Below are 25,919 nucleotides of genomic sequence, written 5' to 3'. Positions count from 1 at the left end.
GTTCAATGATTACGAAGCCTAATAAAAATGCGGCACGTAAAAAACGACACTTACATGTACGTCGTTCAATCACTGGAACACCTGAACGTCCTCGTCTAAATGTATTCCGTTCTTCGAAGCACATTTACGCGCAATTAATTGACGATGTAAATGGGGTTACACTTGCGTCAGCATCTACTTTAGATAACGAAGTAAATGCGAGTGAGTTAACAAAGACGGAAGCAGCGAAGGCCGTAGGCGAACTAGTTGCAAAACGTGCAGTTGAAAAAGGTCATGAATCAGTAGTATTTGATCGTGGCGGATATTTATATCATGGTCGAGTAGCGACGCTTGCAGATGCAGCGCGCGAAAACGGTTTGAAATTCTAAAAAAGGAGGGAAAAACGAATGCGTCGTATTGACCCTAACACGTTAGAACTTGAAGAAAAAGTAGTAGCTGTCAATCGTGTAGCGAAAGTTGTTAAAGGTGGACGTCGTTTCCGCTTTGCTGCACTTGTTGTTGTCGGCGATAAGAATGGACACGTAGGATTCGGAATGGGTAAAGCACAAGAGGTTCCAGAAGCAATTCGCAAAGCTGTCGAAGATGCAAAGAAGAACCTTATCGAAGTACCAGTTGTGGGTACGACAATCCCTCATGAGATTGTTGGACACTTCGGTGCAGGTCGCGTTCTACTTAAGAATGCATCAGAAGGTACTGGAGTTATTGCTGGAGGACCGGTACGTGCGGTACTAGAGCTTGCTGGTGTTGGTGACATTCTATCTAAATCACTAGGTTCAAACAATCCAATCAATATGGTTCGTGCTACAATCGAAGGCTTAAAGAACCTAAAACGTGCTGAAGAAGTTGCGAAACTTCGCGGAAAATCAGTAGAAGAACTGTTAGGTTAAGGGAGGGATAGGAATTGGCTAAGAAATTAGAAATTACCCTCACTCGTAGTCTTATCGGACGTCCAGAAGACCAACGTGTAACGGTTAATACACTTGGTTTACGTAAAATGCACCAAACGGTTGTTCAAGAAGATAATGCTGCGATTCGCGGTATGGTGAACAAAGTTGCTCACCTTGTAACTGTAAATGAAATCGAAGCATAATAGGATTACTTAAATTTGAGGAGGTGTCAACATGAAACTTCATGAGTTGAAGCCTGCAGAGGGATCTCGTAAAGTACGTAACCGTGTCGGACGCGGGATCGGTTCTGGTAATGGGAAAACAGCAGGAAAAGGGCACAAAGGTCAAAATGCTCGTTCAGGCGGTGGAGTAAGACCAGGTTTTGAAGGTGGTCAAAATCCAATTTACCGTCGTCTACCTAAGCGCGGATTTACGAATCCTACTCGTAAGGAATGGACGATTGTGAATGTAGAAACGCTGAATCGTTTCGATGCAGGAACTGATGTAACTCCTGAGTTGCTAATTGAAACAGGTGTAGTAAAGAACGTTAAGCATGGTATTAAGATTTTAGGAAATGGAAATCTTGAAAAAAGCCTAACTGTGAAAGCTCACAAGTTTTCTTCTTCAGCATTAGAAGCGATTGAAGCAGCTGGCGGAAAAACTGAGGTGATTTAATGTTCCGGACGATCTCCAACATTTTTCGGGTGGGTGATTTACGAAATAAAGTAATTTTCACCCTACTCATGCTCATTGTTTTTCGGATCGGAAGTTTTATTCCTGTTCCAGGCACGAACAAGGACGTATTAAATTTCTATGACGATCAAGCAAATGCATTTGGGTTTTTAAACACGTTTGGTGGTGGAGCATTAGGGAACTTTTCTATTTTTGCGATGGGGATTATGCCATACATTACAGCATCGATTGTCGTTCAATTGTTGCAAATGGATGTCGTCCCTAAATTCGCAGAATGGGCGAAAGAAGGGGAAACTGGTAGACGTAAATTAGCTCAGTTTACCCGCTATGGAACAATCGTATTAGGCTTTATCCAAGCGCTCGGAATGTCAATCGGATTTAATTCGATTTTCCCAGGATTAATTCCTAATCCATCTGTGCCAACATATATCTTTATTGCACTCGTACTAACAGCGGGTACGGCCTTCTTAATGTGGTTAGGTGAACAAATCACAGCTAAAGGCGTTGGTAATGGTATTTCTATCATTATCTTTGCGGGTATCGCTGCTGGTATTCCAGGTGGAGTCAATCAATTATATGCGACACAAATTGAGACTGCTGGAGAACAGCTATTTTTAAGTATTGTTACAGTGCTTCTACTTGCACTTGCCGTGTTAGCAATTGTCGTTGGAGTCATTTTTGTTCAGCAAGCATTAAGAAAGGTGCCTGTACAATATGCAAAGCGTTTAGTTGGTCGTAGTCCAGTAGGCGGTCAGTCTACTCATTTACCGTTAAAGGTTAATGCAGCAGGGGTTATTCCAGTTATCTTTGCACTCTCTCTCTTTATTTTCCCACCAACGATTGCTGGATTCTTTGGTTCAGGAAATGAGATTGCAAATTGGGTAACGAGAGTTTTCGACTATACGAATCCTATCGGCATGGTCATCTATGCAGCGTTGATCATTGGTTTTACGTATTTTTACACGTTTATTCAAGTCAACCCTGAAAAAATGGCTGACAACCTGAAGAAGCAAGGTGGCTATATTCCAGGGATCCGTCCAGGTAAAACAACGCAATTTTACTTAACACGCATTTTATATCGTTTGACGTTTGTTGGCGCGCTATTCTTAGCTACAGTTTCCATTATTCCTGTGTTCTTCACAAACTTAATGGACTTACCAGCCGCTGTACAAATTGGCGGTACTGGATTATTAATTGTAGTTGGTGTAGCATTAGATACGATGAAGCAAATTGAAAGTCAGTTGATAAAACGTTCTTATAAAGGCTTTATTAAGTAATAGGGGGAACAGGGGAAGGTGTTCTTCCTGTTCGCCTGTTGTTAAGACCGAAGATGGGGTGAATGAACGAATGAATCTTATTTTGATGGGTTTACCGGGCGCTGGTAAAGGAACTCAGGCTGAGCGTATTGTCGAGAAGTATGAGATCCCTCATATTTCAACGGGAGATATGTTCAGAGCTGCAATTAAAAACAAAACCGAGCTTGGTTTAGAAGCGAAATCTTACATGGATAAGGGAGAGCTTGTTCCAGATGAAGTAACGATTGGAATAGTGCGTGAACGCTTATCTGAGTCAGATTGTCAAAAGGGCTTCTTGCTAGACGGCTTTCCTCGAACAGTAGCACAAGCTGAAGCATTAGAAGAAATGCTCAATTCTATGGGTCGTAAGCTTGACTTCGTGCTAAATGTTGAAGTTCCTGTTGAGCTTTTGCTTGAGCGTCTAACAGGTCGTCGCGTTTCTCCAACGACAGGAAGAACATATCATGTCTTATTTAACCCACCAAAGGTTGAAGGCAAATGTGATGTCGATGGTAGTGAATTAATTCAGCGTGATGACGATAAACCCGAAACTGTTAAGAAAAGACTAGAAGTTAACCAACAACAAGCTAAGCCGCTTTATGATTTCTATTCAGAAAAAGGATATCTCAAGAACGTCAATGGCGACCAAGATATCAATGAAGTCTTTGCAAATATTGACTCATTGCTGAAAGGGATTCATGCATGATCATTTGTAAAACGGAACGAGAATTAGAAATCATGCGGGAAGCTGGTAAGATTGTTGCTCTGACACATCAAGAGTTAAAGCAGCATATTCAACCCGGTATATCTACTAAGGAATTGGATGGGATTGCAGAAAAGCTGATTCGTTCACATGGTGCAACACCCTCATTCAAAGGTTATAATGGATTTACTGGTAGCATCTGCGCTTCGGTAAATGAGGAATTGGTGCACGGTATTCCTGGTAAGCGAGTGCTTAAAGAAGGGGACATCATTAGTATTGACATTGGTGCAAAGCTAAATGGCTATCATGGAGATTCAGCTTGGACCTATGCCGTTGGCGACATTGCAGAAAATGATCAAGAACTATTAGAAGTGACGGAAACGTCCTTGTATCAAGGTCTCGATCAAGCAAAATTTGGCGCGCGATTGTCTGATATCTCTCATGCGATTCAATCTTATGCAGAGCCATTAGGTTATTCAATTGTACGTGAGTATGTCGGGCACGGCGTTGGGCAAGACTTACATGAGGACCCACAAATACCTCATTATGGTCCCCCTGGGAAAGGTCCACGCCTAAAGCCGGGTATGGTGTTAGCGATTGAGCCGATGATTAATGCTGGAACCAGGTACGTACGCACACTTTCTGATCAGTGGACAGTTGTTACAGTTGATGGAAAGAATTGTGCGCACTTTGAGCATACAATTGCAATCACAGAATCAGGGTATGAGATTTTAACAAAAGCTTAAATGTAGGTGATGGTATTTATGAATGACTCTGGTCCAAGTCCAGAGCTTGGTCGAATCGTACTTATCAAGAAAGGTCGTGACCAAGGACAGTTTGGCATCATTGTTGAATTGATTGATGATCGCTTTGTTGGTATCGCAAACGGTGATACTCGTAAGGTTGACCGTGTCAAAAGGAAAAACCTCAATCACCTTGAGCTCGTTGATTATATTGCTGATGAAGTACGCAATAGCTTTGTAGAGACAGGACGTGTTACTAATGGAAAGTTACGGTATGCAATTACAAACTTTCTTGAGCAACACTCTGATTTACTGAAGGAAGGAGAGTAAATCCATGGCAAAAGAAGATGTTATCGAGGTAGAAGGAACGGTTATTGAACCTCTTCCAAATGCAATGTTTCGTGTTGAATTAGAAAATGGTCATAAGATTCTTGCCCATGTTTCTGGTAAAATCAGAATGCACTTTATTCGTATTTTACCAGGTGATAAGGTGACAGTGGAGTTATCACCTTATGATTTAACACGTGGACGAATCACATATCGATATAAATAAATTGTTACGCTGATTGTATAATCAGACGACTCCGTACTAAATAGGAGGTAAAAAAAATGAAGGTAAGACCATCAGTCAAGCCTATTTGTGAGAAGTGTAAGGTTATCCGTCGTAAGGGTACGGTTATGGTTATTTGTGAAAACCCTAAACACAAACAAAAACAAGGTTAATTTACAAGGAGGTGCGCATACATGGCACGTGTTGCAGGTGTTGATATTCCTCGTGATAAGCGCGTTGTGATTTCACTTACGTATGTATTTGGAATTGGTAAAACAACAGCTTCTGAAGTTCTTGCTCAAGCAGGTGTTTCTGAGGATACTCGTGTACGTGACTTAACGGAAGAAGAGTTAGGACGTATTCGTGAAGCAGTAGAAGGTCAAACAGTAGAAGGGGATCTTCGTCGTGAAGTTTCTCTAAATATTAAGCGTCTAATTGAAATTGGTTCATATCGTGGTATCCGCCATCGTCGTGGGTTACCAGTACGTGGCCAAAATTCTAAGAACAATGCTCGTACACGTAAAGGTCCTCGTCGTACGGTAGCAAATAAGAAGAAGTAGGAAAGGAGGTAACATAGTAAATGGCTAAGAAAACGAATACTCGTCCAAAGCGTCGTCAACGTAAAAATATTGAAACTGGTATTGCTCACATTCGTTCTACTTTTAACAATACAATTGTGACAATTACAGATCCACACGGTAATGCTATTTCTTGGGCAAGTGCTGGCGCGCTAGGTTTTAAAGGTTCTCGTAAATCAACTCCGTTCGCTGCGCAAATGGCTGCTGAAGCTGCTGCAAAAACAGCGATGGAACATGGTATGAAAGTAATTGAGGTTACTGTTAAAGGTCCTGGTGCTGGTCGTGAGGCAGCAATCCGTTCTTTACAAGCTGTTGGACTTGAAGTAAACATGATCAAAGATGTTACTCCGGTTCCGCACAACGGTTGCCGTCCACCAAAACGTCGTAGAGTGTAACCTGACACATATTGTATAGAATCTTCTAATTTGTCTATAATGGATAGAGCGATAATCGTCCGTTAGAAGATTAGTATCATGCAAAGGAATTGCCGACTGAATCACCGGTCAGGCAATCCCTGCAAGTCTACCGGAGTTCGACGTTTTGAAGGAGGGTTTGTTAATGATTGAAATCGAAAAGCCAAATATTGAAGCGGTTGAAATAAGTGAAGACGCAAAGTATGGAAAATTTGTAGTTGAGCCACTCGAAAGAGGTTACGGGACAACACTAGGTAACTCCTTACGTCGTATTCTACTTTCTTCTTTACCTGGCGCCGCTGTTTCAACGGTTCAAATTGACTCGGTCTTACATGAATTCTCAACCATTGAAGGGGTTGTAGAGGATGTAACGACGATCATCTTGAATGTAAAGAACCTTGCCCTGAAGATCTATTCTGAAGAGGAGAAGACTTTAGAAATTGATGTTCAAGGTGAAGGGGTCGTAACAGCAGCAGACATTACTCATGATAGTGATGTTGAAATCTTAAATCCAGACTTACACATTGCAACGTTAGCAAAAGGAGCTCATTTGCATATGCGTTTGACTGCTCAGCGTGGCCGTGGATATGTGTTAGCAGAAGGGAATAAGAGAGACGATCAACCTATCGGGGTTCTTCCTATTGATGCCATTTACACACCTGTTTCTCGTGTGAATTATCAAGTTGAGAATACGCGCGTCGGTCAAGTGACCAACTATGACAAACTAACTCTTGATGTCTGGACTGACGGAAGCATTCGCCCTGAAGAAGCTGTTTCAATCGGGGCAAAAATCTTGACTGAGCATTTGAATATCTTTGTTGGATTAACTGATCAAGCGCAAAACGCTGAGATTATGGTTGAAAAAGAGGAAGATCAAAAAGAGAAAGTTCTTGAAATGACGATTGAAGAGCTTGACCTATCTGTTCGTTCTTACAACTGTTTAAAGCGTGCTGGCATCAATACGGTGCAAGAGCTTACTCATAAATCGGAAGAAGATATGATGAAAGTGCGTAACCTTGGTCGTAAATCTTTAGAAGAAGTTCAAGAGAAATTAGGAGAACTTGGTTTAGCCCTTCGCAATGAAGAATAAGCTAAGTCACATAGTGAATTGCAATAGTGACAAAGGAGGGGAATTTACATGGCATATGCAAAATTAGGTCGTGATAGTGCTGGTCGTAAGGCGTTGTTCCGTGACCTTGCTACTGATCTTATTATTAATGAGCGTATTGAAACAACAGAAGCAAAAGCAAAAGAGCTTCGTTCAATCGTGGAGAAAATGATCACTCTTGGTAAGCGTGGAGATCTTCACGCTCGTCGTCAAGCAGCTGCTTTCATTCGTAAAGAAGTTGCAAATGAAGAGTCTGGTCAAGATGCTGTACAAAAGCTTTTCTCAGACATCGCACCACGCTTTGAAGACCGTCAAGGTGGATACACTCGTATTTTGAAAGTCGGTCCTCGTCGTGGAGATGGTGCACCGATGGTTATTATCGAGCTTGTTGAAAAAGGTGAATAAGTAACGTGATTTTAAAGGGCAAATCAGATCCGGGCTATTACGCTCTGACACTGGGCCCTTTTTTTGATAGATATGAAAGTATCACATTGTTAGATGTTTCATCATGGAGGAAATAGGTGGATTGCAGCAGTCGACGGCCATGCTTTATGAAAGAACCGCATTTTAATAAACGCTCAACTCCTTTGTAACGCCCATCACGACGGAATGAAGAAAAGAATTGCCGATCGACTGCACAGGGATGGACGGAGAAGGAGCACATAGGTCAGCTGCTGTATGCGGTTCCTCATTCCTCTATTTCGTTTTTTATGGTTCGTTTTGGCCTCTATTTTGGCTTTTCTCCCTCGTTTCGAATGCTTTCTCTTATTTTAAAGGGAACCTTAAAAGTTAAAAACAAACTTTTTCAGTGTCCATTTTTGAAGACACTAGTTTTGTTGTTTATATAGTTGAACACTATGGAAAAAAAGGTGTTGGTCGTTTTGTCGAGTTTAATTGCAATGAAGGATGTCTTTTTTCGTTATCATGAAGACGTACCATGGACATTACAAGCGATGAATATAACAGTGGAAAAGGGTGAATGGCTGACGATTGTTGGTCGTAATGGCTCGGGGAAGTCAACGTTTGCTAAACTACTAAACGGACTTCTTCTCCCTACTGAAGGCGAAGTGATTGTTGACGGATATAATACGAAAGATGAGCAAGCTTTGTTTCCAATTCGACAAAGGGTTGGAATGGTCTTTCAAAACCCTGATAACCAGTTTGTTGCGACAACTGTGGAGGATGATATCGCATTTGGCCTTGAAAATATGGGGATAGCACCTGCTGAGATGAAGGTACGTATTGAAAAATATGCCTCCTTAACGGGAACTCGACATTTGCTTAAGGAAGAGCCTCATCGCTTATCAGGTGGACAAAAGCAACGAGTCGCGATAGCAGGAGTTGCAGCGATGGAGCCAGAATTAATTGTATTTGATGAAGCTACATCAATGCTTGATCCTACGGGACGAGAAGAAGTGCTTACTACGATTAAAAGCCTTCAACAACAAGGCTCTGCGATTGTGACGATTACGCATTACATGGAAGAAGCGTTAGAGAGTGATCGAGTTGTGTTGATTCAAGGAGGTCAAGTGACGGTCGATGAGGCTCCGATGTCTTTTTTTGAAAAGGCGGTTCAAATTCGTGAAGCGGGCTTAACGGTTCCACCTCTTGTCGCATTACAGCATCAATTAAGGGAAAGAGGCATTCCGATTCAGCGTCTTTTCTTGAAGGAAGAGGAGTTGATGGAGCAGTTATGGATATTGTCTTCAACAACGTAAGTCACATATATATGCGCAAAACACCGTTTGAGAAGTATGCATTAAAGAATATCGAGGTCACGATCCCATCAGGCTCATTTACGGCTATTATCGGAGCAACAGGATCTGGGAAATCAACGTTCACTCAGCATATCAATGGGCTTCTAACGCCCACAGAGGGAACGGTCCAAATTGGATCACATCACATTACGCGAAAATCGCGAGGAGATATGAGAGCGTTACGTCAGGATGTTGGCTACATCTTCCAATATCCAGAGCATCAACTGTTTGAGGAAACAGTAGAGAAGGATATTTGCTTTGGACCGCTTAACTTTGATGTTTCGGAAAGTGATGCTAAGCGAAAGGCGCATACGATGATTGAATTAGTCGGCTTATCTAAGGATGTTCTACAAAGGTCTCCTTTTGAATTAAGTGGGGGACAAATGCGCCGAGTGGCGATTGCGGGAGTGTTGGCAAGTGAACCAAAGGTGATCGTGCTAGATGAGCCAACAGCAAGCCTTGATCCGATTGGGAGAGAGGAAATGATGACGCTATTTACAACGTACCAAAAGGAGCATGAGGCGACGATTGTACTTGTAACCCATCAGATGGATGAAGTCGCTCGATATGCGGATCACGTAATCGTTATGAACAAAGGTGAAATAACAATGCACGGGACACCTTCAGAAGTCTTTTCACAAGGCGAGATGCTTTCTTCGGTCGGATTACATACTCCACCTGTTATGAAGCTCGGGAATCTGTTTAAGAGACGATTAAACTTGGGAGAATGGCCAACGGTATTTGATGAAGGTGAGCTAGCAGAGCATATGGCGACATTTCTTCTTTCGAGGAGGGAGAAATGATGTTTCAGCATATTTTGATTGGTCAATATTTCCCGGGACAATCGATTGTCCACCGGCTTGACGCAAGAGCGAAATTACTTGCTGTCATGGTGCTAGTTGTCGTGATCTTCCTAGCGAGAAATTGGCTTTCCTTAGGGATCATCTGCTTCTGTCTATTTGTTCTCATTCTACTTTCAAGAGTTACTATTTCTTATATTTGGCGTGCAATGAAACCGATTCTATTATTAGTGATCATTTTATTTCTTATTCAGTTGTATACGTATCGCGATGGTGCTGTGATCGTGGGTGATGGAATCTTTGCGATTACTGAGGAAGGACTCACCCAAGGTGCAATGATTGCGATAAGGCTGCTCTCGCTCATATTAGTGACGTCTTTGCTCACATTAACGACAAAGCCGATTGTGTTAACGGATGGATTAGAGTACTTGTTACGCCCGTTTGAAAGGGTGAGGCTTCCATCTCATGAGCTAGCTCTCATGATTACGATTGCGATTCGATTTGTCCCGACACTGCTCCAAGAAACAGAGAGGCTACTGAAGGCGCAATTCGCCCGAGGGGTTAGCTATCGTTATGGCCCTTGGAAAAAAAGAATGACAGCTCTTGTAAGCTTACTAGTTCCTTTGTTCGTGCATTCCTTTAAGCGTGCTGAGGATTTAGCGACAGCGATGGAATCACGAGCATACCGTGGTGGAGAAGGACGAACGAAATACCGTGCGTTACAATGGTGTGTACGAGATACGGTGGCGTTAGTCGTTGTGATGATCATTTCAGGTGTTATTGTCTATTTACGATATGTATAAAGGGTGTGAAAGGATGCAGCGTGTAGCATGTCTTGTTTCATATGATGGTACGAACTTCTCCGGTTATCAAGTCCAGCCTCAAAAGCGAACGGTGCAGCTTGAGCTTGAACGTGCTCTGACGAAGCTACATAAAGGGCAGGAAATAAAGGTTATATCCTCTGGACGAACAGATGCAGGTGTGCATGCGATTGGACAAGTGATTCATTTTGATACGTCCTTACATATTCCTCTGGAGCGTTGGCCAAACGCCTTCAATGCTTGTTTGCCTAATGATATTCACATTCATGAGGTAAGGTCAGTTGATCCGCAATTTCACGCACGGTTCGATACAGAGGGAAAGGAATATCGCTATCGTTTGCTGCTTAATAAGCAAGGTGATGTATTCCGTCGTCATTACACACATACGATCGAGCGCGATATAAGTATGGAGAGGATGAAGTGTGCGGCTCAATATTTAGTGGGAAAGCATGATTTTTCTTCCTTTTGTGCAGCCAATACAGATGTCACAGATAAAGTGCGCAAAGTAACGGCAATCGAGCTTTGGAAGGACCGGGACGAGGTTATTTTCAGCTTCAAAGGCAATGGCTTCTTGTATAATATGGTGAGAATTATGGTCGGAACGCTGCTAGAGGTCGGCTATGGTAAATTGGAATGTGATGATGTCGCTCAAATATTAGTAGCGCGAGATCGAACGAAAGCAAGCAAAACCGCGCCAGCACAAGGTTTATACCTTTGGAAAGTCGAATATCCGAATCCCGTCTTTCATATATGATAAAAACAACGAATCCTAGTGTAACATTGTATTGACATTGGATATTGAATATTATATGATGGTAGATGGTAATTCCAAAAACCCACTAGCCCCGGGTTCCGGAACGATACTATAGACATGGATATGTAAAGCTTTTTTTAGTTTGTACAGGAAATTGAAAGTGATTGTTTATTAGGAGGGTAAATTATGCGTACAACATATATGGCAAAGCCAAACGAAATTGAGCGTAAATGGTATGTCGTCGACGCAGAAGGTCAAACACTTGGTCGTCTTGCTTCTGAAGTAGCATCCATTCTTCGCGGTAAGCACAAGCCAACATTCACACCACACGTTGATACAGGTGATCACGTGATCGTGATAAATGCAGAGAAGATTGAACTAACAGGAAATAAACTAAATGACAAGATTTATTACCGTCATTCTCTTCACCCAGGTGGCTTGAAGAAGACAACAGCTGGAGATATGCGAGCGAACAAGCCTGTGCGTATGCTAGAGCTAGCAATCAAAGGCATGCTTCCAAAGAATACACTTGGACGCGCTCAAGGAATGAAGCTACACGTATATGCAGGTAGCGAACACAAACATCAAGCTCAAAAACCAGAAGCATATGAACTTCGTGGTTAATCGATAGGAGGGTATTATTTTGGCACAAGTACAATATTATGGTACAGGTCGTCGTAAGAATTCAGTTGCTCGTGTGCGCTTACTGCCAGGCGATGGACGTATCGTGATTAACGGTCGTGAACTAGATGAATACTTTGGTCTTGAAACACTTAAGCTTATTGTTAAGCAACCACTTGTAGAAATTGACGTAGAAGGTCAATATGACGTTCTTGTTAATGTTGATGGTGGAGGTTACACAGGTCAAGCTGGTGCAATCCGTCACGGAGTTGCACGTGCGCTACTTCAAGTAGACCCTGATAACCGTCCGGCTCTTAAATCAGCTGGATTCTTAACTCGTGATGCACGTATGAAAGAACGTAAGAAATACGGTCTTAAAGCAGCACGTCGTGCACCTCAGTTCTCAAAACGTTAATATCACTGTTATATCAACGTTCGGCCCTCTTTGCTCTTATGGAGCAGGGAGGGTTTTTTCGGTTCTATTATAAATGTTGGGGTATGGAGAAAGTTTTGTGAAAAAAAGCACGCAGACCCTAATGTCCTTAATACTTGAATTTGCCGAAACAAGAAAAAGGATAGGAGCTGCGTGTACATGCACCATAACATGATTATCCCAGTATTAGAAGATGTCATTATTACAAATTCAGAAGTCATTGAGGGAACCTGGAAGCTTTCTGTAGAGGTTCCGAAGTGTCGTCATAAATGTCCTTGTTGCGGTAATAGGACCAACCGTGTTCATGATTACAGGCTTCAGAAGATCAAACATCTTAACGAAACGAAGGTATTTAAATGTAAATTTGGCTTTAAACGGTATGAATGTTTCCGAATGCGAATCTTATTGCACCATCAATTGAAATACATACCGGTACATATAGGTTAAGGGGCAGGCGGAAACTTGCCTACCTAAACATTTGACTTAGAACCCTTTTTATATGAAATGTATTCTCCCACTCTCTTTTATTGGTTATAATAGGAATATAGTCATAAACAGGGGGTGTATCATGGGAAAAAGCAATTTTCATTTTCTTTCTGACAAATGGGACATCTTAGCTAACCTAGGTGAGACCGCAGAAAGTAACGTCTTTATAGATCCAAACACAACCTTGATGAAACTACGAGTATTTGCTGAGACGTTAACGAAATTTATACTGGCATTTGAAGAGATTAAGGAAACGTATGATACAAAACAAACAGATCGCATCCAAGCATTAAGAAGAGATGACCTAATTACTCAAGAAATAGATGATATCCTTGAAACCATTCGCAAAAAAGGTAATAAGGCTATGCATGAGGGATATGGTACACAGAAGGAAGCTCTAGCATTAGTCCATATGGCATTCCGTCTAGCCGTTTGGTTTATGCAAGTATACGGTGACTATAATTTTGAGGAGCCGGAATATCAGGAACCAGTTCCAGTAAAAAAAGTGGATGAAGAAGAACTAAATAAATTGTCTGCTACATATGAAAATAAATTAGCAACACTCGAGAACGAACTAGAAAAACTAAGGCTCGTTCAAACTCATATACCGGATAAAGACAAGCTCAAACGAAAAAAAGCTGCTAGAACGTTTGGAAGTAACTTAAACTTAACAGAGGCCGAAACACGTATAAAAATAGATGAACAGTTACGCGAAGCAGGTTGGGAAGTGGATACGGAAGAGCTGCGATATGGAAAAGGTGTTCGTCCTGAAAAAGGAAAGAATTTAGCTATTGCTGAATGGCCATTAAAAAAAGGATTTGCCGATTATGCTTTGTTTATTGGGTTAGAGTTCGTTGGAATCATCGAAGCGAAGAGATTGAGTAAGAACATCCCCTCTGACATAGAGCAGGCAAAGAACTATGCTCGGCTAGTAGAAAAAAAGGGCGACGAGACTATCTTACAACCGTATGGCGATTATTTTGTTCCGTTTTTATTTGCAACAAATGGACGACCATACATGAAGCAATTTGAGTCTAAATCAGGAATATGGTTTTTAGATGCAAGAAAGCCAACCAATCATCCGCGTCCCCTTAAGGCATGGTATTCTCCACAAGGTCTAAAAGAGTTGTTAAAACAAGACGTAGATCGAGCAAATCAAAAACTCCAAGATGAAACACTAGATTATTTAAATTTACGACCTTATCAAGAGGATGCCATCAAAGCGGTTGAACGTGCTGTGGAAAAGGAACAGCGTGAGATTTTACTTGCAATGGCAACAGGAACTGGGAAAACAAGAATGGCAATTGGTCTTATTTATCGTCTCATAAAACATAACCGTTTTAAACGTATTTTGTTTTTAGTTGATCGGTCTGCACTTGGGGAACAAGCAGAGGGTGCATTTAAAGATTCTAAGCTAGAAAATTACCACTCATTCACGGAAATTTTTGAGCTTCAATCTCTAGATGATGTACAACCTAATCCAGAAACAAAAGTGCAAATTGCCACTGTACAAGGGATGTTAAAGCGATTATTCTACTCTGACAACGAGCAAAATAAACCGACTGTAGATCAATATGATTGTATCATCGTCGATGAAGCTCATAGAGGCTATACACTCGATAAGGAATTGTCAGAAGTAGAAGAGTTATTTAGGGATCATCAGGACTATGTGAGTAAATACCGCCAAGTGTTAGAGTATTTTGATGCAACAAAAATCGGTTTAACTGCCACTCCTGCTCTACATACTGTTGAGATTTTTAGGAAAGCTGTGTTTACTTATTCCTACCGTGAAGCAGTGGTGGATGGCTATTTGATCGACCATGAGCCACCGTATCAATTTGAGACAGCGCTAAAGAAAAAAGGCATTCAATGGTCTGTCGGAGAGACAGTAGACATTTACAATACTCGGACGGGTGAAATCGAAACGGAGCTGCTAGAAGACGAAGTAAATATTGAAGTAACCAACTTTAATAAAACCGTGATTACCGAAAACTTTAACCGCGTGATTCTAGCAGAACTAGCTAAGTACATTGATCCAACGAGTCTGGGAAAAACGTTAATGTTCGCAGCAACAGATGATCATGCCGATATGATTGTAAGGATTTTTAAAGAAGAGTTAGAAGAAATTCATGGACCAATTGATGATAATGCGGTAATGAAAATTACTGGCTCGATTAAAAATCCATCCCAAGCGATAAAGTTATTTAAAAACGAACGCTTACCGAACATCGTTGTGACCGTTGATTTACTAACAACAGGCGTCGACGTGCCTCCGATTACCAATTTGGTCTTTCTAAGACGTGTTCGCTCTCGGATTCTCTATGAGCAAATGCTGGGCCGGGCAACAAGGCGTTATGATGAAATTGGAAAGGATCACTTCTCTATTTATGATGCAGTCGGAATCTACGAGTCACTAAAGCCTTATACAACAATGAAACCAGTTGTCAAAAGCCCAAAAGTAACCGTGCAACAGTTAGTAGAAGAATTGGAGCAGTTGGATGATAAAGGCCAACAACAGCAGCATAAAGAAGAATTGATTGCAAAAGTCCAGCGTAGAAAGCAGCGTTGGGAAGAAAAGGACCATGAAGACTTTAAAGTCCTATCGGGTGGGCAAACGATAAATGAGTTCGTGGAATGGATGAAACAATCAGAACCAGAAAAAGTGATCGAAAAATTAACATCTAACCAAAACATACTACAGTACCTTGACGAGAATAGAGGAAGACCTGTACTTCAGTATATTTCAACACATGAAGATGAAGTGAGAGAAGTTACTCGTGGGTATGGGGATGCGGAGAAGCCAGAAGATTATTTGCAAAGCTTTAATCAGTTTATTAAAGAGAACATGAACTTGATTCCAGCTCTTCAAGTGGTCTGTACACGTCCTAAAGAATTAACGCGTCAGCAATTAAGAGAGTTAAGGATTGCACTAGACCAAAAGGGTTTCACAGAAAAGAGCTTACAAACAGCGTGGCGAGATGCGAAAAATGAAGATATTGCAGCTGATATTATTAGTTTTATTCGCCAACAGGCATTAGGGGATCCATTAATGGACCACGAGGAACGAATAAAGAATGCGATGAAAAAAATCTATGGAATGAAAGCATGGCCGAAAATCCAGAAGTCATGGTTAGAACGGATCGAAAAGCAACTTTTAAAAGAATCTGTCTTAGACCCAGACCCAGAGCAAGCATTTGATGTCGAACCATTTAAAAGTCGTGGTGGATACAAGCAGTTAAATAAGATATTTGATGGACAACTAGACGATATTGTGAGTAAAATCAACTATGCATTATATGTTAATGATGAGAAGGAGCAAGCTTAATATATGGGTAACCAACAGATTGTACAGAAATTATGGAATTTATGTAACGTATTACGAGATGATGGGATTACGTATCATCAATACGTAACAGAATTAACTTATTTATTGTTTTTAAAAATGATGAAGGAAACAGATAACGAGGATAAGGCAGCGATACCTGAAGAGTACCGCTGGGGTTCATTAGTAAGCATTCATGGTCTTGAACTAAAGACTCATTACCAAAAGTTGCTTATTGATTTAGGTAATGAAGGTAACGATGTTCTAAAGCAAATCTATACAAATGCTAAAACAAATATAGATGAACCAAAGAACTTAGAGAAAATTGTTCGTTCAATTGACGAGCTTGATTGGTACAGCGCAAAAGAAGAGGGGCTAGGTGACTTATACGAGGGTCTATTAGAAAAGAATGCGAGTGAAACAAAATCAGGTGCAGGGCAGTACTTTACTCCTCGTGTTTTGATTGACGTAATTGTTAAGCTGGTAAACCCACAACCGGGAGAGCGTTGTAATGACCCAGCCGCTGGAACATTTGGATTTATGATTGCAGCGGACCGTTATGTTCGTGAGCAAACAGACGATTATTTTGATTTAGGGGAAAAAGAAGCTGAATTTCAAAAATATAAAGCTTTTACTGGTGTTGAACTTGTGAAAGACACTCATCGTCTAGCACTGATGAATGCGATGTTACACGACATTCAAGGTGAAATTACATTAGGTGATACATTATCGGAAATGGGTAAGAACCTTAAAAATTATGACGTGATCTTGACGAATCCACCATTCGGTACAAAGCAAGGTGGGGAACGTCCTACCCGTGATGACTTAACATTTACTTCTACGAACAAACAGTTAAACTTCTTGCAGCATATATATCGTGCTTTAAAACCAGATGGTAAAGCACGTGCAGCTGTTGTATTACCAGATAACGTCCTATTTGAAAGTGGAATGGGAGCTAAAATTCGAGAAGATTTAATGGATAAGTGTAACCTACACACGATCTTACGCTTACCTACTGGGATTTTTTATGCTCAAGGTGTTAAGACGAACGTTCTTTTCTTTACTCGTGGTGTAACAGATAAGGATAATACAAAAGGTGTGTGGGTGTATGATCTACGAACGAATATGCCTAGCTTTGGTAAAAGAACACCTTTAACAGAAAAGCATTTTGAAGCATTTGTCTCTGCATATGAATCAGAAGACAGAGTGAATGTAAAAGATGAACGCTTTAATGTCTTTACTCGTGAAGAGATTCAGAAAAAGGATAATAGTTTAGATATTGGGCTAATTGCAGATGAATCTTTATCGGCTTATGATAACCTACCTGATCCAATTGAATCAGCAGAAGAGGCGATTGAAAAACTTGAGCAAGCTGTTAGCTTATTGAATGAGGTTGTAGCAGAGCTTCGTGAGGTTGAGGAAGGTAAGGTTATTACTGAACCAGTTGAGGTGGGAAGGAATGAGTAGGAAAGGTAAGATAAAGCAGAAAGTAGAGGGATTGATAGAAGAAGCATTTCCTGTGGAAGAGCAGCCTTATGAAGTGCCAGAAAATTGGACATGGGTTAGCCTTGGGCATTTATCCAAAGTTGTTTCAAAGGGTACTACCCCTCCAAAGAGTAAAGGTCATGATTATACAGATGAAGGTGTCAATTTTTTAAGGGTTGAGAATATCACAAAAAATAGAACTTTAGATTTATCAAAAGTGAAATTTATTAATGAAGTTACTCATGATAGTGTTCTAAAGAGATCTAAGGGGGAAGAGAATGATATCTTAATTTCTATAGCAGGAGCATTAGGAAGAGTAGCAATAATTAAAAAAGAACACCTTCCGTGTAATATGAATCAAGCTATAGCATTCATAAGACTTCTTAATAATAAGATAAATCATGAATATATAATGTATGGTCTTTCTTCTCCAGCCTTGCAAAATAATTTATTAAGTCAACAAAAGACTACAGCACAGGCAAACCTAACATTAAAAAATATAAGTGAAATATCAATTCCTTTACCTCCTTTAAAAGAACAAAAACGAATTGCTGACAAAGTGGAACGCCTTTTAATTAAAATTGGCGACGCAAAGCGATTAATTGAGGAAGCAAAGGAAACGTTTGAAATTCGACGAGCTGCAATTTTAGATAGGGCTTTTCGTGGGGAATTAACTAAAAAGTGGCGTGAGGAAAACCCCGTTAATAATCATGACTTAGAGCAGCTAGTTAATGATGGTGATTTTCCTTACCAACTACCTTTAGGTTGGAAGTGGAAAAAATTAAAAGACGTTGTGGAACAAGACAAACATGCAATGAAAAGGGGCCCGTTCGGGAGTGCTCTAAAAAAAGAGTTCTTTGTAAAAGAAGGTTATAAAGTATATGAACAAAAAAATGCGATTTATGACGATTTCACAATTGGTACGTATTATATAAATGAAGAAAAATACAAGGAACTGGAAGCGTTCAAAGTTCTTCCAGGTGATTTGATAATTAGTTGTTCCGGAACAATTGGTAAAATTGCTATAGCTCCTCAAGATATAGAAGAAGGCGTTATTAACCAAGCTCTATTAAAGATCTCATTGAATGAAGATTTAATTAATTCGCAATATTTTATAGAGTTGTTTCGCTCCGAGACTTTTAATAATCAAGTTACTGATAATACAAGAGGGACAGCTATAAAAAATATTGCTTCAGTCAAAGTGTTAAAGGAATTAATGGTTCCAGTACCTTCAATAAATGAACAAAGAGAAATTGTTAGGATATTGAGTGGTTATGATGAAAAACAAAAAGAAATATTGGAGAATTTAAATTTTAATACCGAACAATTGAAAACATCTATCTTAAATAAAGCCTTCCGTGGCGAACTGGGTACAAATGATCCAACAGAAGAAAGTGCAATCCAATTACTAAAAGAAGTCCTACAAGAACAAGTAAAGTAACATAATTTTCGTGACCACATTCTGACCACGAAATATATAGAAGAATATATTACCCATTTTTTATATAAAGCAAAAAGCCCTAAAAAATAAGGCTTTTCGAAAATCATTTCATTCCCAGTTTCTTCATATTTAATAGTTGAATAAAAGAGCGTAAGAAATACGGTCTTAAAGCAGCACGTCGTGCACCTCAGTTCTCAAAACGTTAATATCCTTGTTATATCAACGTTCAGTCCTCTTTGCTCTTATGGAGCAGGAGGGTTTTTTCATGCCCCGATGTGGAATTGAATACCCCTTGAATACCCCGAGCTAAAAAGTCATGTACTTCTGGAACATCTCGGCTGTTTTTTCCTTCGCTTCTTCGGTCACGGGAGTGTAAATATCCAATGCCTCTTATTTGAATCGATGGTTCGTTTGCTATCTGCGCGTTGTTAATTTTGCTTAGGTCGTGTACTTTTGGAGAAATTGTGGTAAGATGGTACTAACAAAGCATATACTAAAAAGTGACCACAGTTCCCGCTGTGGCCACTAGATATCCATTCTCTTAATAGGGGATTCGTGTTATCTGTTCTATGAAGAAAAAATAGCCCTCGCCCATGCGAATAGGGGGGCTATTTTTTTACGTTCAAAATAGCAATAACAACGGCAATCAGCGCTATCATCATAGTCGAGAAAGAAATCATGAGTGTTAGAGCCTGAAATGTCGTCATGGCCTCACCCCCTTTCGGGGACAACACCAACCACCCTATCCGTTTTTTAAAAACGCTAAATCGAATGAATATCTATCATCTATTATACCATAAATATCCACAGTACACCTTTGTTTTCATAAAGAAAACCCTGTAATATCAAGGTGTTTTACGGTTTTTATATCGATGTTCTGGGCGATTAATGTGTGGGAACCAAGTATTTGGATAACTACCTTTATTGGTGCAATTTCCTTCAACAAAGAAAAAAGTGCACCGTGAAGCGTTACACTAAGAGGGCACCAAAAAAGTTAAAAATCAAACCTTTTCAGTGGCCAAGTAAACCAAATGCTTTTAAGTGCTTGCTAAAAATCCAATTTAATTACGGTCCAATACTTACGTAAAGTGAATTAACAGCTACTCCTAGAAAGAAGCGTTTGTACTCGTATTGATCTCCTTTAAACTCCTCTCTTTTCATAGAATGATTACCCTTTTTTCTGATTCTCAAGCCCTGATCAAAATGACCTGTTTCACATGAATATAAGAAAAAGTGTTAAATAGTTCCTTCTGATACGTTACACTAGAATTTGTCAAAAGAAACGTAAGGAATTGAAAACCTCGTAAGGAGGATGGATCACGATGAGACGTCTTTGTTTAGCTATGTGTATGGTAGTGAGTGTGATGAGTTTAGGAGGTTGTTTATCGATGTTTGGTGAAATTTCAGAAGAAGAACATGCAGAACGTACGTTGATGAGCGTCAATGAATATACAGGAGAAGAATACAGACTTCGCGGTGGTCAAGCAACGAATGACTTAGCACAGGAATTGTTCCCCGACATCGAAGAGGCGGTACAAGCGTTTTTTCGAGAGGAATACAAAACCGATGTGATCGTTCACAATGCAGTAGGGGCATCAGGAGGAGCGACGGTGTTTGTTGAATCGGTTGGTGAACCCCATTTTCATACGTTTGCCGTTATCCCGATTGACACTGAAAACAAACGAGTTCGGGCAGAGGATGTTTGGACTGAGGAAGGGCAAGTCGAGCAAAGCCTTTTTGGTGGTCTGCTGGCGATGATCATGGAGGATGAATTTAAAGCGTTAGAGGAGTATTTAGTCGGATTAACGAAGGAATATCCGGTAGTAGGGCTACGGCAAGAGGCGGTTAATAACGTGAAAGCGACCGGGTATACAACCCCTCACTTCTTCGTTCAACCTTTGACGATGGATGAGTTAGAAGAGGTCAATCAACTGTATCTCAATAATCCAGATATCACGAAAGAGGAATTGAGAGAGCACTTTGATATAGAAAGTTATAAAGCAGAGAGTTTATCAATAGTAATCAATTTATATATGAGTGAACCAGGGGTGGATCCAGATGAAGAGATATTTGACATGGTTGTAGATGATTTGGAATCTATGAATTGTATTCCTCGAGGGGCATACGCGTTTTTGTTACGCGATAATAATGTTATTAAACGTACCGGTACAGGAAATGATCAAAATTATCTTAGACGTAATACACCAAACAAGATTATAAGAGATTGATATAAGAGTTGGAGGTGCAATAAGGTGGATCAAATTACAATGAATCGTACATCTGATAGGGAACTTGTACAAATGGGAGGTTTACATGCGTATCTAGAGCATGAAGAAGGTTCAAGTATTACAATAGAAAATAGAGATTTTGAGGTCATCCACACCGAATACAACCACCCCACCGGTCTCGATGCCCTAACCGTTCAAAACCTCGAAACCGGCGAATACACCGTCGTGTTCGTCGGCACGGACGTCGAAAGCAAGTACGGCATGCAGGATGTGAAGACGAATGTGCAGCTTTTGACGGGGCCAACGCCTGCACAGCTTGAGGCGGGAGTGGCGTATGTGGAGTCGGTTCAGGTAGAGCTAGGGATTGAAGTTGAATCGCTTGCGGGTAATTCGCTTGGTGGTAGTTTGGCGAATGCGGCTGCTGTTGCCTTTCCTCATATGCGGGCTGTGACGTTGAATCCGGCGCCTCTTCCGGCAGGGTTGCTTGATCCTGATACAGAGTATGAGAATATGACCAATTATTTGACGGAGAATGATATTTTGACGACGGCGCTTCGAGCGGGGAGGATTGCTCATCAAGTCCCTGGAAAGCATGTTGAGATTTATCAAGGGGTTCCGGGCTTAGCACAGCTTGTCCCGAATCATACGGGGTATATAAAGGACGGCAATCGCCATGTGCCAACGTTAACGATTGGAGAGTACGGACAGCCAGGGTACGGCCATATATACATGGATGCCGATCGACACATTGTGACGAGCATTTGGACGGGGCAGCCGTTATATGGACAACGCTCTGAGCGCATTCAGATTGACTATGAACAGCTGTCTCTATTAGGTGCAGGGTTAGAGCCTGCTGTGATTGACCGGTTGACGTTAGCTCAAACGTATCTGACTCATGCAATGGATATTGTTGAGCATCAGAGAACGCAAAAGCATAGGCGGGTGAATGAATTGCGCGAGGCCTTTCTCGACATGTTTGAGCAGCTTGCGGATCGGCAATTGCTTTTCAATATCCATTTACCTCATAATGAATTAAAAAAGATCATTCAGCGTTTACATACCTTACTTGATCAAGCAGAAGCACAATGTGCGTCCCTTGACATCCTTTTAAATTCCCCACCGATGGAATTAGTCGAATCCCTTTTTAACACGAGCGTTGATGTGGCTAGTTTGTTCGCTCCTGTTCGAAATTATTTATATGAATTAGAAGAAAAAGTCGACGAATTGTCTTCTTATGTCAATGAACTGATCATGGACAAAGTAGAGGACTTATTAAAAGGAGGCCAGAAGGTCTTTTTGGATGTGGTTGTCGATGAGTTAGCGGCTCACCACGAATTGGTCGGTCGGAATCAGGAGCAAGTCTTAACGCAAGTGAAGGAGTTTCGAAGTCAAGTATCGCAAACGGCTTCAGAATTTGAATATGTCGACCATCAAATAACAGACGCGGTTCGCCAGGGGGGGACAGTAGGGCTATCGGGTCCTGTTCAGAGCACGAACATCGTGACATTGGAGGAGTCGCCTTACATGCTTTATTTTATGAAGTTCAAAGAATTGCATCGTAATATGGCAATTGAAGGGTTTAGGTTGAGTACATATCCAATTGTTGTCACGCTAGTTGGGGCGATTGACTTCGTTTTAGGAAGCATCAAGTTAGGAGCAGAGGCGATTCAGCTTGCGATTAGAGAAGATTCTCGGTTAGGGAGAAAAGTTCAATTAGCTGATACCGCTTTACGAACCTTTTTCAATTATGAGAGCCAAGTTATTGCTGCAGTGAACCGGGCGCGAGAGCAGCTAGATGATTTCATCGATACGGTGCAAGGGCTTCGAAATGGGCTATCTATGTTACAGGACAATTACCCAACACTCGTCAATAAGCTACGTCCCTATGTGGATTCGGCGTTATTCCGTCAAGAAGATTACCAGAATGTCTATTTCTATAACCATGCCGCACGGTCGCTCATACGAGAGTCGGAGGTTGTCTTTGACGATGTGTACTATCATTTCCAAATGAATCGAGCGAAGTCGATTAGGATGCTGAGAGAGGTATCAAATAATGTCGTTGGAAATCTACAAGTGCTGGATGAACAAGTGAAACGTTGTTCAACAGGCTAAAACTAACAATCTAACAATGATGAAGGTGAATGTGAGATGGGTCAACGTTCATCTTTTTTTGTCGTTGGTGTGCTACTGATCTATAAGGAATGCGACAAAATCGGGTCATTAGAGATCGACGAGCGCCTATTTCCCTTTCCACGTTACCTCTTTGCTAGGAGCTAGTAACTAACGGTTTGGTTTTGATAACAGTTAATCCTTATCAAAGGATAATTCCTGGCCATTGATGTAAAAGGGCTTGTTCGTATCAATGCCAGCTAACTCTAATCTGTATTTTATGCAGTGCGACAGGAATATATGGGGCTTGCTCGTTTGCGTAACGGATGAGACTGCCGAATGCATTCACTGCTTGATCTAAAGTCTGATATGAATCAGTGCCACCTAAGTTATTTATCGCACTTTGAAACGAATGCTCTATTTCTCTTAGACCGCTAAATCTTCTTACGACAATTTAGAAAGTTCAGGGACTACATCGGGGTTTTGTACATGAAGCATCTTTCGAATTATTCTATTCTTTTCTTCGATATAAGTATGTCCAAGGGAGGTCTTAGAAGTTGATAGAATAGTCTTTATCCCCAACGGTTAAGAATTTATCAATACCCGTATCGGTCTTTAAAGTAATTTTTGATCCAGGCGTTAGAATTAAGGCATTATCCGTCTGAGGGTTGTTTGTTATTTGCTTTTGTAATTCAACTTCGGTTAAAAAAGGTAGATTTTATAAGCGTTGTTATTGTTATGACTTCCTTAATTAATTCTTCCTGAGAAATTTCAAAACCCGTGTTGATCCAATTGGTTAACAGACCATAAAAGCCATATGCGGTGTAGCGTTTAAATGCAGCAAAAGCTGGTGTCGTGAACGTGACTCGTTCCCTTGCTTTAGAATTTGCAGAACGTAATATTCGTATCAATGCATGATGTCCAGGATTTATTGAAACACCCATTTTAGGTGATACAGATAGAGAATTCCTAACAAATGCAACACCAATGAAACGTCTAGGTAAACCAGAAGAAATGGCAAAAGCGGTATTATTCATGGCCAGCGATGACACTACTTTCATGACTGATCATTCCCTAGTCGTTGATGGTGGATACACGGCACAATAATAGTAGAATGTGAATGTAACCAAATGGGTAGCTTTCTCCTAAGTTGTGATGAAATCGATAAAGTTGGGCAGTTTAATGTTAACGAGGTGTCCTGCAATGTTGTTCACGTAATAATAAGAAGAGAAGGTGACTGTCATGGAAAGATTTGAAGGAAAAGTTGTACTAATTACTGGAGCAGGATCTGGCCTAGGTCGTGCTGTTGCATTACAGGTAGCAAAAGAAGGAGCGAAGCTATCTTTAGTTGATTTAAATGAAAAAGGATTAGAAGAAACAAAAAGCGAGGTTCAAAAAGTAGCTCTAAATGCCGACGTGCTTTTAGTAACGGCTAATGTCGCTAACGAAGATGAAGTTAGAAATTATGTGGATAAAACAGTAGAAGCATTTGGAACAATTGATGGTTTCTTTAATAATGCTGGAATTGAAGGGAAACAAAACGCGACTGAAGATTTCGGTTCTGAGGAGTTTCGTAAAGTTGTAGATGTCAACCTAAATGGTGTATTTTATGGTATGACATATGTTCTTAAAGTGATGAAAGAAAAAGGTAGCGGCCATATCGTAAATACGGCTTCTGTTGGTGGTATTCGTGGCGTTGGTAACCAATCAGGCTATGCGGCTAGTAAGCATGGAGTCGTTGGTTTAACACGTAATTCAGCTATTGAGTACGGTCAATTTGGTATTACGATTAATGCGATTGCACCAGGAGCCATTATGACACCAATGGTTGAAGGATCATTAAAACAAATTGGTGGTGAAGATGGATGGGAAGAAGTAGGGAAAGCGTTTGTTGAGCCTAACCCAATGAAACGTTTTGGCAAACCAGAGGAAGTAGGCTACCTTACTGCCTTCCTTCTATCTGATCAAGCAGGATTTGTCAATGCAGCGGTTGTGCCAATTGATGGTGGACAATCTTATAAGTATTAAGATATGGCTGCCCCTTTTATTTGCAATTCGGTTATCCAAAAAGGTATATCAAAACAATATCGATTACTAAAAGAAGCAAGGGGAGGGTCTCTTGCTTCTTTTACTGCATAATCAGACTTATAAAATTCGAGGAAGGAAATGTGGGGAAAGAATAGAGGGTATTGGCAAACTCAAAGAAGAGCCACGGCTTCGCGCGTTACACGTTTTTCTGAAAGAACTCCAATTTCAGAAAAACTGAAAGCCTCTGTAACGGCTTCACACGTCGCTTACAGAAAAGATGCTGTCGTGTTTTTCTTACATAATCAGAATTTATAAGCGTTTAGCGTTGCAGAAGCGGAGGGCGTAGGTCGCGTGCTCTTCGGTTCCTCATTACGCTATTTCGGTTTTTTGGTCTCATTTAGCTTTAATAGCGGAATGAGGATTCCCTTTGTTCTTTGTGAGATCCTTTTTTCTCTCTGATGGAATGCGATAAACAGCTATTGACTTTTTATATAATAAACAGAAGTTACTGGGGATTAGACTCTCTAATCAGTAGAGTTCAATAAGTTGTATGTGTTACGAGAACCTGATGAGGGTTAATCAATTTCAGAACATTCCTGCTGTTGAATTCGACGTATTATTTTAAGTGAAATAATGGTATAATAATTTCAGCGAAAGGAGTTAA

Annotated in this window: 28 protein-coding genes and 3 pseudogenes; 29 read left to right on the top strand and 2 right to left on the bottom strand. The window is 40.7% G+C overall.

The annotated features are described in order from the left end of the window. The first annotated feature begins 5 nt into the window (after positions 1-5). The 25 genes and pseudogenes from rplR to rpsI (ACERJO_RS13580) all read left to right on the top strand — a co-directional run. On the top strand, positions 6-368 hold the full coding sequence (gene rplR / locus ACERJO_RS13700) for a 50S ribosomal protein L18 (protein WP_247106974.1): 363 nt from the start codon (positions 6-8) through the stop codon (positions 366-368). A gap of 18 nt (positions 369-386) precedes the next feature. Next, a complete protein-coding gene (gene rpsE, locus ACERJO_RS13695; protein WP_035345252.1) occupies positions 387-887 on the top strand; it encodes a 30S ribosomal protein S5 in 501 nt (166 codons plus the stop codon). 14 nt (positions 888-901) lie between these two features. Beyond that, positions 902-1,090, top strand: coding sequence for a 50S ribosomal protein L30 (rpmD, locus tag ACERJO_RS13690; RefSeq protein ID WP_247106976.1), 189 nt, complete (start codon positions 902-904; stop codon positions 1,088-1,090). A gap of 31 nt (positions 1,091-1,121) precedes the next feature. Then, a complete protein-coding gene (gene rplO / locus ACERJO_RS13685; protein WP_247106977.1) occupies positions 1,122-1,562 on the top strand; it encodes a 50S ribosomal protein L15 in 441 nt (146 codons plus the stop codon). Further along, entirely contained in the window at positions 1,562-2,857 is a 1,296-nt protein-coding gene (gene secY / locus ACERJO_RS13680) for a preprotein translocase subunit SecY (protein WP_247106979.1), read from the top strand. The genes rplO and secY overlap by 1 nt, the downstream gene beginning before the upstream one ends. A gap of 70 nt (positions 2,858-2,927) precedes the next feature. After that, a complete protein-coding gene (locus ACERJO_RS13675) occupies positions 2,928-3,581 on the top strand; it encodes an adenylate kinase (RefSeq protein ID WP_247106981.1) in 654 nt (217 codons plus the stop codon). Next, positions 3,578-4,324: a type I methionyl aminopeptidase gene (map, locus tag ACERJO_RS13670; protein ID WP_247106982.1), complete on the top strand. Its 747-nt coding sequence runs from the start codon at positions 3,578-3,580 to the stop codon at positions 4,322-4,324. The genes ACERJO_RS13675 and map overlap by 4 nt, the downstream gene beginning before the upstream one ends. An 18-nt stretch (positions 4,325-4,342) precedes the next feature. Then, on the top strand, positions 4,343-4,651 hold the full coding sequence (locus ACERJO_RS13665; protein WP_247106984.1) for a KOW domain-containing RNA-binding protein: 309 nt from the start codon (positions 4,343-4,345) through the stop codon (positions 4,649-4,651). A 4-nt stretch (positions 4,652-4,655) separates the two neighbouring features. Then, positions 4,656-4,874: a translation initiation factor IF-1 gene (infA, locus tag ACERJO_RS13660; RefSeq protein WP_010896341.1), complete on the top strand. Its 219-nt coding sequence runs from the start codon at positions 4,656-4,658 to the stop codon at positions 4,872-4,874. 56 nt (positions 4,875-4,930) lie between these two features. Then, on the top strand, positions 4,931-5,044 hold the full coding sequence (gene rpmJ, locus ACERJO_RS13655) for a 50S ribosomal protein L36 (protein ID WP_003322638.1): 114 nt from the start codon (positions 4,931-4,933) through the stop codon (positions 5,042-5,044). Positions 5,045-5,065: 21 nt separating this feature from the next. Next, complete coding sequence (gene rpsM / locus ACERJO_RS13650; protein ID WP_247106985.1) at positions 5,066-5,431, top strand: 30S ribosomal protein S13; 366 nt, start codon at positions 5,066-5,068, stop codon at positions 5,429-5,431. Between the two features lie 20 nt (positions 5,432-5,451). Then, positions 5,452-5,844 (top strand): 30S ribosomal protein S11, encoded by a 393-nt coding sequence (gene rpsK, locus ACERJO_RS13645; RefSeq protein ID WP_247106987.1) that lies wholly within the window; start codon positions 5,452-5,454, stop codon positions 5,842-5,844. Positions 5,845-6,007: 163 nt separating this feature from the next. Continuing rightward, on the top strand, positions 6,008-6,952 hold the full coding sequence (locus ACERJO_RS13640) for a DNA-directed RNA polymerase subunit alpha (RefSeq protein ID WP_247106989.1): 945 nt from the start codon (positions 6,008-6,010) through the stop codon (positions 6,950-6,952). Between the two features lie 48 nt (positions 6,953-7,000). Then, positions 7,001-7,375, top strand: coding sequence for a 50S ribosomal protein L17 (gene rplQ / locus ACERJO_RS13635; protein ID WP_247106991.1), 375 nt, complete (start codon positions 7,001-7,003; stop codon positions 7,373-7,375). A 476-nt stretch (positions 7,376-7,851) separates the two neighbouring features. After that, complete coding sequence (locus ACERJO_RS13630; protein WP_373647863.1) at positions 7,852-8,688, top strand: energy-coupling factor transporter ATPase; 837 nt, start codon at positions 7,852-7,854, stop codon at positions 8,686-8,688. Then, on the top strand, positions 8,664-9,530 hold the full coding sequence (locus ACERJO_RS13625; protein ID WP_373647862.1) for an energy-coupling factor transporter ATPase: 867 nt from the start codon (positions 8,664-8,666) through the stop codon (positions 9,528-9,530). Before ACERJO_RS13630 ends, ACERJO_RS13625 begins: the two co-directional genes overlap by 25 nt. After that, positions 9,527-10,330: an energy-coupling factor transporter transmembrane component T family protein gene (locus ACERJO_RS13620; RefSeq protein ID WP_373647861.1), complete on the top strand. Its 804-nt coding sequence runs from the start codon at positions 9,527-9,529 to the stop codon at positions 10,328-10,330. The genes ACERJO_RS13625 and ACERJO_RS13620 overlap by 4 nt, the downstream gene beginning before the upstream one ends. A gap of 13 nt (positions 10,331-10,343) precedes the next feature. Next, positions 10,344-11,102 carry a tRNA pseudouridine(38-40) synthase TruA gene (gene truA, locus ACERJO_RS13615; protein ID WP_373647860.1) on the top strand — a complete coding sequence of 253 codons (759 nt, stop codon included), beginning with the start codon at positions 10,344-10,346 and terminating at the stop codon, positions 11,100-11,102. Between the two features lie 186 nt (positions 11,103-11,288). After that, positions 11,289-11,726 (top strand): 50S ribosomal protein L13, encoded by a 438-nt coding sequence (rplM, locus tag ACERJO_RS13610; RefSeq protein WP_373647859.1) that lies wholly within the window; start codon positions 11,289-11,291, stop codon positions 11,724-11,726. A gap of 19 nt (positions 11,727-11,745) precedes the next feature. Beyond that, on the top strand, positions 11,746-12,138 hold the full coding sequence (gene rpsI / locus ACERJO_RS13605) for a 30S ribosomal protein S9 (protein ID WP_247106998.1): 393 nt from the start codon (positions 11,746-11,748) through the stop codon (positions 12,136-12,138). A 177-nt stretch (positions 12,139-12,315) separates the two neighbouring features. Beyond that, positions 12,316-12,603 (top strand): transposase family protein, encoded by a 288-nt coding sequence (locus tag ACERJO_RS13600; protein ID WP_373647858.1) that lies wholly within the window; start codon positions 12,316-12,318, stop codon positions 12,601-12,603. Between the two features lie 121 nt (positions 12,604-12,724). Next, positions 12,725-15,967, top strand: coding sequence for a type I restriction-modification system endonuclease (gene hsdR / locus ACERJO_RS13595; RefSeq protein ID WP_373647857.1), 3,243 nt, complete (start codon positions 12,725-12,727; stop codon positions 15,965-15,967). A gap of 3 nt (positions 15,968-15,970) precedes the next feature. Next, a complete protein-coding gene (locus ACERJO_RS13590) occupies positions 15,971-17,431 on the top strand; it encodes a class I SAM-dependent DNA methyltransferase (RefSeq protein ID WP_373647856.1) in 1,461 nt (486 codons plus the stop codon). Beyond that, the gene (locus ACERJO_RS13585) at positions 17,424-18,890 is read left to right on the top strand and encodes a restriction endonuclease subunit S (RefSeq protein ID WP_373647855.1); all 1,467 of its coding nucleotides are present in this window, start codon (positions 17,424-17,426) and stop codon (positions 18,888-18,890) included. The genes ACERJO_RS13590 and ACERJO_RS13585 overlap by 8 nt, the downstream gene beginning before the upstream one ends. Positions 18,891-19,030: 140 nt before the next feature. Continuing rightward, positions 19,031-19,096: pseudogene (rpsI, locus tag ACERJO_RS13580) on the top strand (30S ribosomal protein S9); the annotation flags it as partial. Positions 19,097-19,498: 402 nt separating this feature from the next. On the opposite strand, the gene ACERJO_RS13575 reads toward rpsI (ACERJO_RS13580), so the two are convergent. Continuing rightward, positions 19,499-19,597, bottom strand: a complete 99-nt coding sequence (locus ACERJO_RS13575) for a putative holin-like toxin (protein ID WP_247107031.1) — start codon at positions 19,595-19,597, stop codon at positions 19,499-19,501. A gap of 615 nt (positions 19,598-20,212) precedes the next feature. Here ACERJO_RS13575 and ACERJO_RS13570 point away from each other — a divergent pair. Continuing rightward, positions 20,213-21,118: a DUF1672 family protein gene (locus ACERJO_RS13570; protein ID WP_373647854.1), complete on the top strand. Its 906-nt coding sequence runs from the start codon at positions 20,213-20,215 to the stop codon at positions 21,116-21,118. A 24-nt stretch (positions 21,119-21,142) separates the two neighbouring features. Continuing rightward, on the top strand, positions 21,143-23,230 hold the full coding sequence (locus ACERJO_RS13565; RefSeq protein WP_373647853.1) for an SA1320 family protein: 2,088 nt from the start codon (positions 21,143-21,145) through the stop codon (positions 23,228-23,230). A 689-nt stretch (positions 23,231-23,919) separates the two neighbouring features. On the opposite strand, the pseudogene ACERJO_RS13560 reads toward ACERJO_RS13565, so the two are convergent. Then, positions 23,920-24,063: pseudogene (locus tag ACERJO_RS13560) on the bottom strand (TetR-like C-terminal domain-containing protein); the annotation flags it as partial. Here ACERJO_RS13560 and ACERJO_RS13555 point away from each other — a divergent pair. Then, positions 24,062-24,334 (top strand): annotated as a pseudogene (locus tag ACERJO_RS13555) (SDR family NAD(P)-dependent oxidoreductase); the annotation flags it as partial. The pseudogenes ACERJO_RS13560 and ACERJO_RS13555 sit on opposite strands and share 2 nt — an antisense overlap. Before the next feature lie 135 nt (positions 24,335-24,469). Next, a complete protein-coding gene (locus tag ACERJO_RS13550) occupies positions 24,470-25,255 on the top strand; it encodes an SDR family oxidoreductase (protein ID WP_373647852.1) in 786 nt (261 codons plus the stop codon). Positions 25,256-25,919 lie beyond the last annotated feature (664 nt).

The organism is Halalkalibacter sp. AB-rgal2 (genome assembly GCF_041821005.1).
In the GTDB taxonomy this organism is placed as follows: domain Bacteria; phylum Bacillota; class Bacilli; order Bacillales; family Bacillaceae_D; genus Halalkalibacter.
This window is presented reverse-complemented; position numbering and strand designations above follow the sequence as displayed.

Bases quoted from the DNA above. Each gene is read 5' to 3' on its own strand.
- ACERJO_RS13665 (WP_247106984.1), top strand. From the start codon at position 4,343: ATGAATGACTCTGGTCCAAGTCCAGAGCTTGGTCGAATCGTACTTATC.
- ACERJO_RS13640 (WP_247106989.1), top strand. From the start codon at position 6,008: ATGATTGAAATCGAAAAGCCAAATATTGAAGCGGTTGAAATAAGTGAA.
- map (WP_247106982.1), top strand. From the start codon at position 3,578: ATGATCATTTGTAAAACGGAACGAGAATTAGAAATCATGCGGGAAGCT.
- rpsK (WP_247106987.1), top strand. From the start codon at position 5,452: ATGGCTAAGAAAACGAATACTCGTCCAAAGCGTCGTCAACGTAAAAAT.
- ACERJO_RS13600 (WP_373647858.1), top strand. From the start codon at position 12,316: ATGCACCATAACATGATTATCCCAGTATTAGAAGATGTCATTATTACA.
- ACERJO_RS13590 (WP_373647856.1), top strand. From the start codon at position 15,971: ATGGGTAACCAACAGATTGTACAGAAATTATGGAATTTATGTAACGTA.
- ACERJO_RS13570 (WP_373647854.1), top strand. From the start codon at position 20,213: ATGAGACGTCTTTGTTTAGCTATGTGTATGGTAGTGAGTGTGATGAGT.
- ACERJO_RS13625 (WP_373647862.1), top strand. From the start codon at position 8,664: ATGGATATTGTCTTCAACAACGTAAGTCACATATATATGCGCAAAACA.
- rplQ (WP_247106991.1), top strand. From the start codon at position 7,001: ATGGCATATGCAAAATTAGGTCGTGATAGTGCTGGTCGTAAGGCGTTG.
- infA (WP_010896341.1), top strand. From the start codon at position 4,656: ATGGCAAAAGAAGATGTTATCGAGGTAGAAGGAACGGTTATTGAACCT.
- ACERJO_RS13575 (WP_247107031.1), bottom strand. From the start codon at position 19,597: ATGACGACATTTCAGGCTCTAACACTCATGATTTCTTTCTCGACTATG.
- truA (WP_373647860.1), top strand. From the start codon at position 10,344: ATGCAGCGTGTAGCATGTCTTGTTTCATATGATGGTACGAACTTCTCC.
- rpsM (WP_247106985.1), top strand. From the start codon at position 5,066: ATGGCACGTGTTGCAGGTGTTGATATTCCTCGTGATAAGCGCGTTGTG.
- secY (WP_247106979.1), top strand. From the start codon at position 1,562: ATGTTCCGGACGATCTCCAACATTTTTCGGGTGGGTGATTTACGAAAT.
- rplO (WP_247106977.1), top strand. From the start codon at position 1,122: ATGAAACTTCATGAGTTGAAGCCTGCAGAGGGATCTCGTAAAGTACGT.
- rpmJ (WP_003322638.1), top strand. From the start codon at position 4,931: ATGAAGGTAAGACCATCAGTCAAGCCTATTTGTGAGAAGTGTAAGGTT.
- rplM (WP_373647859.1), top strand. From the start codon at position 11,289: ATGCGTACAACATATATGGCAAAGCCAAACGAAATTGAGCGTAAATGG.
- ACERJO_RS13550 (WP_373647852.1), top strand. From the start codon at position 24,470: ATGGAAAGATTTGAAGGAAAAGTTGTACTAATTACTGGAGCAGGATCT.
- hsdR (WP_373647857.1), top strand. From the start codon at position 12,725: ATGGGAAAAAGCAATTTTCATTTTCTTTCTGACAAATGGGACATCTTA.
- ACERJO_RS13620 (WP_373647861.1), top strand. From the start codon at position 9,527: ATGATGTTTCAGCATATTTTGATTGGTCAATATTTCCCGGGACAATCG.
- rplR (WP_247106974.1), top strand. From the start codon at position 6: ATGATTACGAAGCCTAATAAAAATGCGGCACGTAAAAAACGACACTTA.
- rpsE (WP_035345252.1), top strand. From the start codon at position 387: ATGCGTCGTATTGACCCTAACACGTTAGAACTTGAAGAAAAAGTAGTA.
- ACERJO_RS13675 (WP_247106981.1), top strand. From the start codon at position 2,928: ATGAATCTTATTTTGATGGGTTTACCGGGCGCTGGTAAAGGAACTCAG.
- ACERJO_RS13585 (WP_373647855.1), top strand. From the start codon at position 17,424: ATGAGTAGGAAAGGTAAGATAAAGCAGAAAGTAGAGGGATTGATAGAA.